This window comes from Olsenella profusa DSM 13989 (assembly GCF_030811115.1).
Classification (GTDB): Bacteria; Actinomycetota; Coriobacteriia; order Coriobacteriales; family Atopobiaceae; genus Olsenella_F; species Olsenella_F profusa.
Window position 1 is genome coordinate 1,831,939 of record NZ_JAUSQK010000001.1, and the last position, 13,312, is coordinate 1,845,250.

Annotated in this window: 11 protein-coding genes; all 11 read left to right on the forward strand. The window is 66.8% G+C overall.

The annotated features are described in order from the left end of the window. Positions 1-242 precede the first annotated feature (242 nt). The 11 genes from J2S71_RS08465 to murB all read left to right on the forward strand — a co-directional run bounded on the left by J2S71_RS08465 (position 243) and on the right by murB (position 13,183). Positions 243-674, forward strand: a complete 432-nt coding sequence (locus J2S71_RS08465) for a division/cell wall cluster transcriptional repressor MraZ (protein WP_307390796.1) — start codon at positions 243-245, stop codon at positions 672-674. Positions 675-686: 12 nt separating this feature from the next. Next, entirely contained in the window at positions 687-1,652 is a 966-nt protein-coding gene (gene rsmH, locus J2S71_RS08470) for a 16S rRNA (cytosine(1402)-N(4))-methyltransferase RsmH (protein ID WP_307390799.1), read from the forward strand. Positions 1,653-1,783: 131 nt separating this feature from the next. Beyond that, positions 1,784-2,254: an FtsB/FtsL family cell division protein gene (locus J2S71_RS08475; RefSeq protein ID WP_307390801.1), complete on the forward strand. Its 471-nt coding sequence runs from the start codon at positions 1,784-1,786 to the stop codon at positions 2,252-2,254. Between the two features lie 141 nt (positions 2,255-2,395). Continuing rightward, complete coding sequence (locus J2S71_RS08480; RefSeq protein ID WP_307390803.1) at positions 2,396-4,117, forward strand: peptidoglycan D,D-transpeptidase FtsI family protein; 1,722 nt, start codon at positions 2,396-2,398, stop codon at positions 4,115-4,117. Between the two features lie 54 nt (positions 4,118-4,171). Further along, the gene (locus tag J2S71_RS08485) at positions 4,172-5,620 is read left to right on the forward strand and encodes a UDP-N-acetylmuramoyl-tripeptide--D-alanyl-D-alanine ligase (RefSeq protein WP_307390806.1); all 1,449 of its coding nucleotides are present in this window, start codon (positions 4,172-4,174) and stop codon (positions 5,618-5,620) included. After that, positions 5,620-6,651: a phospho-N-acetylmuramoyl-pentapeptide-transferase gene (gene mraY / locus J2S71_RS08490; protein ID WP_021725935.1), complete on the forward strand. Its 1,032-nt coding sequence runs from the start codon at positions 5,620-5,622 to the stop codon at positions 6,649-6,651. The genes J2S71_RS08485 and mraY overlap by 1 nt, the downstream gene beginning before the upstream one ends. A gap of 9 nt (positions 6,652-6,660) precedes the next feature. Then, the gene (gene murD / locus J2S71_RS08495; protein WP_307390811.1) at positions 6,661-8,085 is read left to right on the forward strand and encodes a UDP-N-acetylmuramoyl-L-alanine--D-glutamate ligase; all 1,425 of its coding nucleotides are present in this window, start codon (positions 6,661-6,663) and stop codon (positions 8,083-8,085) included. Continuing rightward, complete coding sequence (locus tag J2S71_RS08500; protein ID WP_307390814.1) at positions 8,086-9,609, forward strand: FtsW/RodA/SpoVE family cell cycle protein; 1,524 nt, start codon at positions 8,086-8,088, stop codon at positions 9,607-9,609. It abuts the gene before it with no gap. Between the two features lie 4 nt (positions 9,610-9,613). Further along, positions 9,614-10,744, forward strand: coding sequence for an undecaprenyldiphospho-muramoylpentapeptide beta-N-acetylglucosaminyltransferase (gene murG / locus J2S71_RS08505; protein WP_307390817.1), 1,131 nt, complete (start codon positions 9,614-9,616; stop codon positions 10,742-10,744). A gap of 83 nt (positions 10,745-10,827) precedes the next feature. After that, positions 10,828-12,252 carry a UDP-N-acetylmuramate--L-alanine ligase gene (gene murC / locus J2S71_RS08510; RefSeq protein WP_021725880.1) on the forward strand — a complete coding sequence of 475 codons (1,425 nt, stop codon included), beginning with the start codon at positions 10,828-10,830 and terminating at the stop codon, positions 12,250-12,252. A 16-nt stretch (positions 12,253-12,268) separates the two neighbouring features. Then, positions 12,269-13,183, forward strand: coding sequence for a UDP-N-acetylmuramate dehydrogenase (gene murB, locus J2S71_RS08515; RefSeq protein ID WP_040651505.1), 915 nt, complete (start codon positions 12,269-12,271; stop codon positions 13,181-13,183). Positions 13,184-13,312 lie beyond the last annotated feature (129 nt).

Here is a 13,312-nt window from a genome sequence, read left to right on the forward strand (position 1 = left end):
TCATTCCTCCACACCAGGGTTTCCCATAACCCGAAAGCCTGCAACAGTTTTGTGTCACCAAACGTCTGTTCTCACAAGATGTTGTGGATTGATTCATCTCGGAGGGGCCGCCGACCATTCAGGTGTCTTTTGGTGTCATAAAGTGGGGCAAAGTGTTGTTTTGTGTCGGAAGCAGCCATAGAATGAGCTCACGCTTTCGAGGGAGAGCTCTCCCAACGGAGAACCGAGAAGGAGGTCGAGTGATGTTCCTGACGGGCACCTATCGTCACAATCTGGATGCCAAGTCACGCGTCACGCTTCCGGCAACCTTTCGCAGGCAGGTGGACGAGCAGGTCCTCCTGGTTCCCTTCAACGGCGCGCTCTATGGCTTTACCCCCGATGCCTACCGGGAGTGGCTCGGCAGCGTCTTTCCCGCGGGGCTCAACCCTCGCAATGCGAAGGACGTCCGGCTGCAGAGAGCCATCGCGTCCAGCACCACGACGGTCGATGTTGACAGCGCTGGCCGCATTGCCCTGGGCAAGCTTCCCGCACAGCAGCTCGTACAGTGCGGCCTTGCCCGCGAGGTGGCCATCGTGGGGAACATCGACCACTTCGAGATCTGGGATGCCCAGACGTTCGACCAGCAGATGGCCGAGACGAGCTCCGATCTTGACAGCCTGATGTTCTCCGAGTAGGGGAGAGCCATCTTGACAGAAGAATATCGGCACATTCCAGTGATGATCGAGCAGGTGCTCCACGAGCTGGATCCCCGCCCTGGCGAGGTCGTGTGCGACTGTACCCTCGGTGGTGCGAGCCACACGGTCGAGCTGGCAAGGCGGATTCAGCCGGATGGTCTCTCCCTGGGCATCGACCAGGACGAGCTGGCCCTTGCCGCCGCAACCGAGCGCTTCGAGCGCGAGGTGCCGGGTGCGGAGCATCGCTTCCTCAGGGGGAACTTCGGCGACCTCGATGCGCTTCTCGTCAAGGTCGAGGTGCCGGGCGTCGACTGCTTCCTCTTCGACCTCGGCGTATCGTCCCCCCAGCTTGACATCGCCTCTCGGGGCTTCTCATATCGCGAGGACGCCCCGCTGGATATGCGCATGGATCCGGGTGACGACACCCTAACCGCAGCCGAGGTCGTGAACACCTACAACGAGGCAGACCTCGCCCGGATCCTGCGCATATACAGCGACGAGAGGTTTGCGTCGCGCATAGCCCACGCCATCGTGCACGCGCGAGGGCGGGCGCCCATACGGACCACGCTTCAGCTGGCGGACATCGTGCGGCGCGCCATCCCGGCCGCGGCCCGTCGCCATGGGGGCCACCCGGCGCGCAGGACCTTCCAGGCCCTGCGCATCGAGGTCAACCATGAGCTGGAGGCTCTCGAGAGGGGGCTGCGCTCGGCTGTTCGCTGGGCGGACACGGGTGGCAGGATCTGCGTCATCTCGTACCACTCGCTCGAGGATCGCCTGGTGAAGCACGTGTTCTCTGAGCTTTCCCAGGGCTGCGTCTGCCCGCCGGACCTTCCGGTGTGCGCATGCGGCCATGTGCCGATAGTCAAAGTCAGGACAAGGAGGCCCCTCGTCCCATCGGGCGAGGAGGTTGCGGCCAACCCACGGTCGCGCAGCGCACTCATGCGCGTGGCGGTAAAGCTCGACGTCACGGAAGCATAGGGTGCGACACCGAGATGCATCCGGCGCAAGCCGTTGCATGGCACCATCACAGCACCACCGCACCACAAACGCAGCCTAAACGCACTACCAACACACCACCCGGCACCAGCTGGTGTCCAAGAGGAGAGACGATGGCATATCGAGGGTCCGAGGCATATCGCCTCGACATGGCCGAGAGACAGGCCCGGTGGCAGGATCACGAGCCGTTTTCTATCGTCAAGGGCGGGGGCCGCGACGCCCGCGAGCGCGAGGGCGTCTCGACACAGTTCATGGGACGCATCAGGCTTGCCCTCGTCTGCATCGTCGCCGTCATTGCCCTGGGCGTCGCCCGCGTGGTGCTCACGACGGCGACGGTTACCGCCCTACAGGCAAACGGCGTCACGCAGACGGAGCTCTCCGATGCCCAGGCGCTCAATGTGTCGCTGCGGATAACGAATGCCGACCTCTCCAACTCCGCGCGCATCGACCAGATTGCGACCGAGAACTACGGCATGGTCTACGCTCCCGCCCCCGAGCGCGTCTCGACTCAGGACCCCTCCGCGGCCGCATCCGACTCCGGCCAGGCGTCGTCTGCAGAGCCTGCGCAGACTCAGGCGCACTAGCACGCTCCCGGTGCCAGGGCTCTAGAATGGTGCGTCGTGAGAGACACGGGCACATATCGAGACGGGCGTCCCCGCCAGGGGACGACGGGGAGGGGCTCCGAAGGCGGGGCCCCTCGCCAGGCCTACGGCGCGCAGGCTCGGTTGGGCGCAGGGGTGCGCGGGAAGGGTGACGCGCCCCTTGGCGTCGAGGAGCGTGACGTTGCCGTCTCGGGCAGGACGATCGCCATCGTGCTCGCCGCCCTGCTTGCCATCGTGTCCATGCGCCTCGTCTACCTACAGGTGATCGACGGGCCACGCCTCAAAGAGCTCGGAACGAGCGTCCGTTCCAACGAGTTCCCGGTCAAGGCCAAGCGCGGCACCATCTACGATCGAAATGGCAAGGTGCTTGCCACGAGCGTCGCCTGCACGACCGTCACCTGCAACCCCAAGGAGGTGACCGATCAGACCGCCGTGGCGCAGATCATGGCACAGGACCTGGGTGGAGAGCCCTCCTCGTACCTCTCGGCCCTCTCGGGTGACACGACCTTCTCCTACGTGCGCCGTCAGGTTGACACGGACAAGGCCGACCAGCTCAAGAGCGACCTCGCCGCCGCCAGGCTCCCGGGCGTCTACTACATGGATGACATGCGCCGCGAGTATCCCTATGGAGCGGCGGCGAGCCAGGTGCTTGGCGTGGTGGGCGTCGATGGCGATGGCCTCACGGGTCTCGAGAAGTACTACGACGGCGTTCTCTCGGGCACCAACGGCACGCTCACGCTGGAAACGGGCAATGGAGGCATCCCCATCGCGGGCGGCGCGCGCACCCAGACGACGGCGGTGGGCGGCACGGACATACAGATCTCGCTCGACATCGACGTCCAGCAGAAGGCCGAGGAGGTCATCAGCAGGGGCGTCAAGGACTACAAGGCGGACTCTGGATCGGTGATGGTGAGCGACCCCAGGACGGGGGAGGTCATAGCCGCCTGCTCGACACCCCTCTTCGACGTGACGGACACCTCACGGATGGAGGAGGGGGCCACCTCGCTCAAGCCCGTCTCCTCGTCCTTCGAGCCCGGTTCCATCTTCAAGCTCATCACGATGTCCATCGGCATCGAGGACGGCCTCATCACGCCAGACTCGACCTTTGACGTGCCCGCCCAGGTGAAGGTGGGCGATGACATGGTGCGCGACGATGACAAGCGCAAGCAGCGTATGGACATGACGATTCGCGAGATGCTGCGACGCTCCTCGAACGTGGGAACCGCGCTCGTGGCCCAGAACGTCATTGGGGCGGATCGCTTCGCCCAGGGGCTTCAGTGGTTTGGCATCGGAACCGCCACGGGCATCGACTTTCCGGGCGAGGCCAACGGCATCGTGAGGCAACGCAGCGAGTACGACGGCGCCAGCCTGGGATCCATGTCGTTTGGGCAGTCGCTCTCCATCCCGCTCGATCAGATGGTCAAGGCCGTGGGCTCCATCGCCAACGATGGCGTCCTCGAGACGCCGCACTTTCTCCTGAGCAAGGGCGGCGAGCAGGCGAGCTGGCCCAGCCCGGGAACCTCCGTCTCCCCATCGACCGCCTCTCAGGTGACGGACATGATGCGTACGGTGGTGAAGGAGGGAACCGCCGAAAAGGCCCAGGTACGGGGTTATGACATCGCAGGCAAGACGGGTACGGGCGAACAGGCGAGCGAGAGCGGCGGCTATGAGGCCAACAAGTACGTCTCGTCACTCATAGGCTTCGCGCCGGCGGGTGACGCACAGGTCCTGGTGTATGTGGGCCTCAACGGGACCCCGTACCTCGCGACGAACTCCGCCGCCCCGCTCTTCTCGACTATCATGGGTGAGGCCCTCTCCGAGCTCCAGATCCCGCCGGGGACGTAGGCGTCTGGCCCGCAGGGACACGATCGAACGGTTTCGCATGCCAAAGGGGTTGTGATGGTTTGCATGACAGTGGGGGACATCGTTGGCGCGACGCGGGCACGCCTTGCGGGTGGCGCCGATGACGTCCAGGTGAGGGGGGTCGCCATCGACTCACGTATGGTGGGGCGGGGAGGGCTCTTCGTCTGCTTTCCAGGTGAGCGGGTCGATGGCAACGACTATGCCGTGGCGGCCATGGGGGCGGGGGCCGCGGCCGTCGTCATGACCCGCGAACCCGAGGCCGAGGTGCTGGCGGAAGCCCGCGACCTGGACGCCGCGGTCCTCGTTGCCGAGGGCGGCGATGCCGAGGAGTTCATGCTGCGCCTCGCTGGCGCCTGGCGCACGCGCAATCCCCAGTGGGTCGTCGTGGGCGTGACGGGCTCGGTGGGGAAGACCACCACCAAGGACATGCTCGCCGTCGCACTCGCGACGCGCTACAAGGTGCATGCCACGGAGGGCAACCACAACAATCTCATCGGCCTGCCGCTCACGCTGCTCTTGGCCTCGGCCGACGACGAGGTCGTGGTGGCCGAGATGGGCATGAACCACGCTGGGGAGCTTACGCGCCTCTCGGCCTGCGGCCGTCCCACCGTTGCCGTGATAACCAACGTGGGCACCAGCCACATTGGCAACCTGGGCTCCCGCGAGGCCATCGCCCGTGCCAAGGCAGAGATCCTCTCGTCCATGCAGCCCACCGTTGCGGGGTGCGGGAGGGCGAGATCCTGCCTGGTCATGACCTCCGACAACGACTACGCCACCCTCATCGAGGACGAGTATGCCCGCCCCCGAGGCATCGAGGTGCTCTCCGTCGGCGCGGACGGGCGCTGTTCCGTGCGCGCCGCACGCGTGGCGCTTGTCGGGGATGGCCGCGCCCATGTCGCCGTCACCTGCTCGGATGGCTGGAGGGACGAGGTCACGCTGCCGATGCCCGGTCGCCATGTGGTGAGCGACTTCCTGCTTGCCCTGGCCGTCTCGTGGCGTGTGGGCGCAGACCGCACGGCGGCCTGCACGGCCATGGCGCACATGCCCCAGACGCACATGCGCATGGAGATCGCCGGCGGCCCCGGCAGGCCCCGCGTGATCGACGACTCCTACAATGCGAGCCCCAACTCCACGGCCGCGGCCCTCGACGTGCTTGCGTCACTGCCCTGCGAGGGTCGCCGCGTGGCCGTGCTGGGTGAGGTTGCCGAGCTGGGGGAGGCGGCGCCCCGCCTGCACGGCTACATGGGCGCCTATGCCGCCGCCAAGCCGCTCGACCTCCTGGTGCTTGTGGGCACCGATGACGCGGACCGCATGGCCGAGGCCGCCCTCACGATGGGGTTCTCCGAGGATCGCCTGGAGCGCGTGCGCGATGTGGACGAGGCCATACGGGTCATCGCCCCGATAGTGGACGAGGGAGACCTCGTGCTGGTCAAGGCGTCGCGCGCCGCACGACTCGACGCCTTCGTGAGGGAGGTGCTTGCCTAATGATCGGAGATCCCAGCTACCCTACCTACCAGGTGTTCATCGCCGCCGCCGTGGCGGCGGCACTCACGGCGCTCGCCATGCCCCTCTTCATCAAGGCCATGCGTCACGAGGGGATCGGCCAGCAGATTCGCGCCGATGGTCCCCAACGGCACCTCGTGAAGCAGGGCACGCCCACCATGGGCGGCGTCGTCATGCTCCTGGCGACGGTCGTGGCCTGCGCCGTGCAGGGCACCTGGAGCCTGGGGCTCGTCCTGGCCGTGCTTGTCATGCTCGTCACGGGATCGCTCGGCCTGCTCGATGACATCGAGTCCGTGGCCCACAAGCGCTCGCTTGGCCTCACGCCCTCCCAGAAGATGGTGGGCCTCGTCCTCATCTCCGTGACGTTCTGCCTGGTCGCCGTCAACGGCTGCGGCATCTCCCCGGTGGTCGAGCTGCCCGGTGGCCTTGGCATCGACATGGGTGCCCTCACGACCTCCGTTGCCGTGGGCGACGCCACCATCGCGGTTCCCTGGATCTATATGCTCTTCGTCTTTCTGCTGATGGCCGGCCTCTCCAACGCCGTCAACCTCACGGATGGCCTCGACGGACTCTCGAGCGGCTGCGTGCTCGTGGTCATGATCGTGATGTCCATGGTCGCGTTTCGCTTTGGCTCGGTCGACCTCGCCGTGTTCGCCGCGTCCATCGCAGGCGCCTGCATCGGCTTCCTCTGGCACAACTGCTATCCGGCATCCATCTTCATGGGCGACACGGGCTCGCTTGCGTTGGGCGCCGCCCTCGCCGCCCTCGCCGTGCTCACCAAGACCGAGATAACGTCCCTGGTGATGGGGGGGCTCTTCATTTGCGAGGCGCTGTCCGTCATCATCCAGGTGGCGAGCTTCAAGCTCACGGGCAGGCGCGTGTTCCTCATGGCGCCCATACACCATCACTTCGAGAAGCTGGGCTGGAGCGAGACGAAGGTGGTCATTCGCTTCTGGATCGTGTCGGCCGCCTTTGCGTCGCTCGGCTTCGCCCTGTTCTTCCAACTGGCCTAGGAGGTCGCGATGTCTGAGAGTGCCATTCAAGCGAATCGGCCCCTGGGCAGCGTCTGCGTCCTGGGCCTCGGCCGCACGGGGTGCGACGTCGGGCGCTACCTGCTGGGCCTTCCCAAGGGCAGGGTCTCCTCCGTCACGGTCTTTGGGGGGGCGAGCTCCACCGTGGGGGGCACCACCCGTGAGCTCGAGGCGCTGGGTGCCGTCGTGCACGTGGGTACCGAAGAGGTCTCCGGCAGCTTCGACCTTGCCATCGCCTCCCCGGGCATTCCCGAGTCAAGTGACTTCCTTGCCTCTGCCAGGGCGCATGCCACCGAGGTCATCGGCGAGCCCGAGCTCGCATGGCGCGAGAGCCCGCACGACTGGGTGGCCATCACGGGGACGAACGGCAAGACCACCACGACCTTGCTCACCCAGGCATTGCTCGCCCAGGGCGGGTTGGACGCCGCCTGCGTGGGCAACATTGGCACGCCCACCATCGACGCCGTGGAGGATCGCCCCGCGGGCCGTTGGCTCGTGGCGGAGCTTTCCAGCTTCCAGCTTGAGGAGACGCGCCTGCTGCATCCGCGCTGCGCTTGTCTGCTCAACATCACGCCCGACCACATCGAGTGGCACGGTTCCCTGGAGGCCTATGCGGCCGCCAAGGAGAAGGTCTTTGCCAACCTCACGGACGGGGACCTGGCCGTCATCGGCGACACGGACGACCGGTGCCGTGCCGCTGCCGGTCGCCAGCGCGCTCGCGGCCTGCGCACGCTGGTGGTGGACGTCGAGCGGGATCCGGGGGGGCCTCACGCCGCCTTCGTGCGCGGCGGCGTCCTCGTGGTGCGCATCGACGGCGTCGAGCACGTGCTCCTTCGCGCGGACGAGCTGCGCATCAGGGGCGCCCATAACGTGGAGAACGCCCTGGCGGCGGCATCCATGGCGCTCGAGCTGGGCGTCTCCGCCGAGGATGCCAGCGTGGGCCTGCGTGCCTTCAACCCCATCGAGCATCGCATCGAGCCGTGCGGCGCGGTGGGGGGCGTCCACTTCGTGAACGATTCCAAGGCGACCAACCCCGACTCCGTCGAGAAGGCGCTCACCGCCTTCGACCAGGGCAGGATCGTGCTGCTCCTGGGAGGCCACGACAAGGGGCTCGACCTCGACCCCCTTGCCCGCTCCGTCGCCTCCCGCGCCCGTGTCGCCGTCTGCTTTGGCGATGCCGGCGCACGCCTCGCCCAGGCCTGTGCCACGGAGGGCATGGGGAAGGACAGGGTGCTCGTGGCCGGCAGGCTGAGGGATGCCTTCAAGGCGGCCGTGTCCGCGGCATGCCCCGGCGACACGGTGTTGCTCTCGCCCGCCTGCTCCTCGTTTGACGAGTTCCATGACATGGGGGAGCGCGGCAGGCTCTTCAAGCGGCTCGTGAGCGACCTTGCCACCTCGCGTGAGGGCGTCCGCTAGATGGCACGCCGTCGACGGACAGACACCGCGCGCTTGAAGGGAGGCGAGCAGGCCCCCACCCGCACCGCGCACGGGGAACGCTCGGCCCGCCTCATCATGGGCGTGCCCGCGCGCATCATGATGCCACGGCTCGTCTTTTTGGTGACGGCGCTGGCCCTGCTCGCCTTTGGCCTGCTCATGGTGTATTCCAGCTCGTCGATCACGGCGCTCTCCAGCGCGGCCTTGGGCAATGACCCCACCTATTACCTCAAGCGCCAGGCGCTGTTTGCGGGGCTGGGCATCCTGGGGGCGGCCGCCATCGTGGCGTTTGGCTACCACAGGCTCCTGGGGAGGCTCATGCGGCCCCTCTGGGGTGTGACCATACTCCTTCTGGCGTTCGTGCTGCTGCCCTTTGCCGGCAGGGACGCCTACGGCGCGACCCGTTGGATCTCCCTGGGGCCCTTCTCGCTGCAGCCCTCGGAGTTTGCCAAGATCACGGTCATCCTGGTGGCCGTCCGCCTCTTCGACCGCTTCTACGTCGCCCGTGACATCGATCAGCGCACGTTTCTCAGGGGGGTGGCCCTGGGCATCGCGGTGCCCCTCGTCCTCATCATCTGTCAGCCCGACAAGGGCACGGTCATGGTCATCGCGCTCTCGCTGGTGGTCATGGCCTACATCGCGGGCTTTCCCGTGCGCTATCTCCTGCTGTTCTTGGCCGTGGGCATCATCGTGTTCCTGGCGCTCTCGCTCAAGGACGACTACTCCCGTGCTCGCCTCATGGCCATGCTCGATCCATGGTCCGATCCCTACAACAACGGCTACCAGCTCATCCAGGGCTTCTATGCCTTCGGCGCGGGTGGGCTCTTTGGTGTGGGCATCGGCATGAGCAAGCAGAAGTACAACTACCTGCCCTTTGCGCATAACGACTTCATCTTCGCCGTCATCGGGGAGGAGTGCGGCGTCGTGGGCACGGTGGGCATGCTCGCGGGCTTTGCCGTGCTCCTGTGGGCGGGCTATCGCATCGCGATCAATGCGCCCGACCTCGCCGGCCGGCTCGTGGCCATGGGCTGCTCGTCCATCCTGGTCATACAGATGCTGCTCAACGTGTGCGGCGTCATCGGCATCTTTCCCCTGTCGGGCAAGCCCATACCCTTCGTCTCGTATGGCGGGTCCTCCATCATGTCGAGCATCATGATCGTGGGGCTCGTCTTCTCGGTCTCCAAGGAGTCGCGCATGCCCCTCTCGGAGTATGATGAGCGCCGCAGCGCGTGGAGCGTGACCGCGGCACAGGGCACCCCGCTTGGCCCCACGGAGGGTGCGGGCGCGCCAATGCCGCGTTCGGGGCGCCCTGTCGGGCGTACGGGCTTTCGGATGTATGGCGGGGGCGAGGTGGCATCTCGCGTGCGGCCGACGAAGCCCGCCAACGTGCGCTTGGGAAACGCGCGGGCGCCGCGCATAGACCTTGGACCGGATGCAGGCGACCGCCTGCGCGGTGATGACTCGAAGCCACACGTCAGGGGGACGCGCGGCGGCAAAGGGAGCTGATCTCATGGCGAAGAGCCTGTGTGTGGCCATTGCGGCCGGCGGAACCGCAGGGCACATCAACCCAGCGCTGGCACTTGCCGAGGAACTGCGGGACCGTGGCCACGAGGTGCACTTCTTTGGCCAGGCCACCAGGCTCGAGGCGCAGCTCGTGCCCCAGGCGGGCTTCGACTTCACCCCCATACGGGTCACGGGCTTCGACCGCGCGCGTCCCTGGACGCTCGTCTCCGCCCTGTGGCGCATGCGACGCGCGCAGGCGGCCATCGGGAGGCACCTCGCCGCCACGCGCCGTCCCGACGTGGCCGTGGGCTTTGGCGCCTATGTCGAGCTTCCCCTCCTCAACTGGTGTGCCAGCCAGGGCATCCCCGTCGTGCTCCATGAGCAGAACTCCGTTCCGGGCCTCGCCAACAAGGCGCTTGCGGCCAAGGCCGCGCGCGTGTGCGTGTCGCTCCCCGTCGCCATCGACGCCTTCAGAGAGCGCGTGGGTGCCGCGACGCAGATCGTGGTCACGGGCAATCCCGTGCGCTCCAGCGTCATCAGGGCAAGCGGGGCGGCCGGGCGTGCCCACAACGACATCCCGGCCGACGCCACGCTGCTTGTGGTCTTTGGCGGCTCCTTGGGTGCGGCACACCTCAATGAGGGCGTCATCGCCCTCAAGGACGAGCTTTTGGGCCGCGAGGGGCTCTACCTCATCCACTCCACGGGCCAGAGGGACTATGACCATGTGGTGAGTGCCCTCGATCTCACGGACGAGGAGGCAGGTCGTTGGCAGGTGCGTCCCTACATCGATGCGATGGGGGAGGTCCTGGCGGCATCCGACCTGGTGCTCGCGCGCGCCGGTGCATCCTCCATCGCCGAGATCGCCGCCTTGGCGGTTCCCAGCATGCTGGTGCCCTATCCCCATGCCACGGCCGACCACCAGACCACCAATGCCACCTACCTCGTTGGGGTGGGCGCCGCGGTCATGTTGGCGGATGATCGGATCGATACGCCCGCGTTCTCCCATGAGCTGCTCTCGCTCGTGGATGATGGCGCCCGGCGCGAGGCGATGCGTGTGGCGGCACGTGGCCTCGGTCAGGATCGCGCCGCCTCCGCTCTCGCAGACCAAGTGGAGAGTGCGGCGCAGACGGCCGGGTAAGCCGATCGATGAGCTAGAGTAGTCAAGGCACAACCGAGTGCCCCTTCTCACGTTGCCATCGACTTTGGGAGGATCCCCCCATCATGTCCATCACCACCTCGCAGGACTTCAAGAGCGCACACTTCATCGGCATCGGTGGTGCGGGCATGAGCGGCATCGCGCTCGTGCTCCATGAGCGTGGCTATGCCGTGACGGGTTCCGACCTCAAGTCGTCGCGCTATGTGCGCGACCTCGAGGAGGCTGGCGTCAAGGTGTATGTCGGCCATGCGGCAGGGACCGTCGACGAGGTCGCGCCCGACGTCGTGGTCATCTCCTCGGCCATCCCCGAGACCAATCCGGAGGTCGTACGCGCTCGTGAACTGGGCATCCCCGTCTGGCCACGCGCAAAGATGCTCTCTGCGCTCTCGGATGGCGCCGAGACCATCGCCGTCGCGGGCACGCACGGCAAGACCACCACGTCATCCATGATTGCCACCATGCTCGACCACCTGGGCAGGGATCCCTCCTTCCTCATCGGGGGCATCGTGGAGGAGTACAGGACCAATGGCCGCAATGGCAACGGCGGCTACTTCGTGTGCGAGGCGGACGAGTCCGATGGCTCCTTCCTCTACCTCAACCCCAACGTGGTCGTGGTCACCAACATCGAGGCGGATCACCTGGATCACTACGGCACGCTCGAGAACATCGAGAGGACGTTCTGCAAGTTCATGGACCTCGTTGGTGACGATGGCGCCGTCATCATCAATGGAGACGTGGAGCACTATGTCGAGCTGGCCACGTCCACGGGGCGTCACGTCGTCACCTATGGCTTCGACGAGTCCTGCGACTATGTCTGCGCACGCAGGAAGGTCGTGGGTGCCCACAAGCTCGAGAGCGACCTCACCGTGCGCACGCCTGCCGGCACCAGCGTGAACGTGAGCCTCATGGCTAACCCGGGGGACCACAACATCGCCAACGCGACGGCCGCCCTTGCGGTCGCGGACGTCTGCGGCTTCGACATGGGCGAGGCCGCGTGCGCCCTCTCGCGCTTCAAGGGCGCACATCGCCGCTTCACCCACGTGGGGGACGTGGATGGCATCACCGTGGTGGACGACTATGGCCATCATCCCACGGAGATCAGGGCCACGCTCACTGCCGCCAAGGCGCTGGGCTTCCGGCGGATCGTGTGCGCGTTCCAGCCCCACCGCTACAGCCGCACCCAGGCCCTTGCCGACCAGTTTGCCACGGCCTTTGACGATGCGGACGTGCTGGTGGTCACGGAGGTCTTCTCGGCGGGGGAGACGCCCATTCCCGGCGTTTCGGGCAAGGTGGTCGCCAACCAGGTGAGCGAGCGGGGACACGTGGCGGACGTGAGCTTTGCCGCCAACCCACGCAAGCTCGTGGAGCGCCTGCTTGCGGTGTGCCGGGAGGGCGACCTGCTCATCACCCAGGGTGCCGGCGACATCACCGCCATCGGGCCCGCCTTCATCGAGGCCAGGCACGAGGCCGACGCCGCGGCCCGGGCCTAGGCGGCTGGATGGGGACGTGGGCATCTACAACGCATACATGACCCTCTCGGGGGCGTATGACGCGGACGTCACGCGCGACGAGCGCATGGCGCGCCGCACGACCTGCCGCATCGGTGGGCCGGCGGCGCTCTTCTGTCACGCTCACAGCCTTCAGGCGCTCAGGAAGGTCCTTGCCGTTCTCGCACACGAGCACGTGGAGTGGGTCATCCTGGGCAAGGGGTCCAACATCCTGGTCTCAGACGGGGGCTACGATGGCTGTGTCATCGAGTTGGGGAGGGAGTTCTCGCGCATCTCGTTCGGGGACGATGGCATCGTGACGGTGGGGGCGGCCGTTCCCCTGTCCAGGCTCGTGCGTGAGACGCTCTCGCATGAGCTTGCGGGCCTGGAGTTCTGCATTGGTATCCCGGGGACGCTGGGCGGTGCCGTCTCGATGAACGCGGGCACGCGCCGCGACTGGATCTCGCGGTGCATCGAGAGCGTCGTCACCTGCGACCTGCACGGCATGCTGCACCGCCTGTCGGCAGACGAGGTGGCATGGGGCTATCGCACCACGTCCATCGACCCCGCGTCGGTGATCCTCGAGGCAACGCTGCGCCTGCGGGGTGGCACCAAGAGGGACATCTCGGCTCGCATGAACGCGCTCATCGCCCACAGACAGCGCACGCAGCCCGTGGGCAGGCCCTCCTGTGGCTCCGTGTTCCGCAACCCCGCGGAGGGTTCCGCCGCGTCGCTCGTGGAGGGCTGTGGCCTCTCGGGTGCGCGCGAGGGTGCCGCCCAGGTGAGCGAGAGGCATGCCAACTTCATCATCAACACGGGTGGAGCCACGGCTGACGACGTGATCAGGCTCATGACGCGCATGCACGACGCGGTCATGGACACGTACGGCACGGACCTCACGCCTGAGGTCAAGTTCCTGGGATTCGGGGCCTAGCATGGCTGGCATGCGACCCACACGGCGCGGCTCCACCCCACGGCCACGTGCTGCCCCGGGCGTGAGCACGCACAGGACCAGCTCCCGCCCCACGAGGCGGGGGGGAGCGCCCAGGCGGGTGGGGCGCGT

Coding starts and splice junctions, on each gene's coding strand:
- J2S71_RS08465 (WP_307390796.1), top strand. CDS start 243: ATGTTCCTGACGGGCACCTATCGTCACAATCTGGATGCCAAGTCACGC.
- murD (WP_307390811.1), top strand. CDS start 6,661: ATGTCTGAGAGTGCCATTCAAGCGAATCGGCCCCTGGGCAGCGTCTGC.
- murG (WP_307390817.1), top strand. CDS start 9,614: ATGGCGAAGAGCCTGTGTGTGGCCATTGCGGCCGGCGGAACCGCAGGG.
- J2S71_RS08485 (WP_307390806.1), top strand. CDS start 4,172: ATGGTTTGCATGACAGTGGGGGACATCGTTGGCGCGACGCGGGCACGC.
- mraY (WP_021725935.1), top strand. CDS start 5,620: ATGATCGGAGATCCCAGCTACCCTACCTACCAGGTGTTCATCGCCGCC.
- murC (WP_021725880.1), top strand. CDS start 10,828: ATGTCCATCACCACCTCGCAGGACTTCAAGAGCGCACACTTCATCGGC.
- J2S71_RS08500 (WP_307390814.1), top strand. CDS start 8,086: ATGGCACGCCGTCGACGGACAGACACCGCGCGCTTGAAGGGAGGCGAG.
- J2S71_RS08475 (WP_307390801.1), top strand. CDS start 1,784: ATGGCATATCGAGGGTCCGAGGCATATCGCCTCGACATGGCCGAGAGA.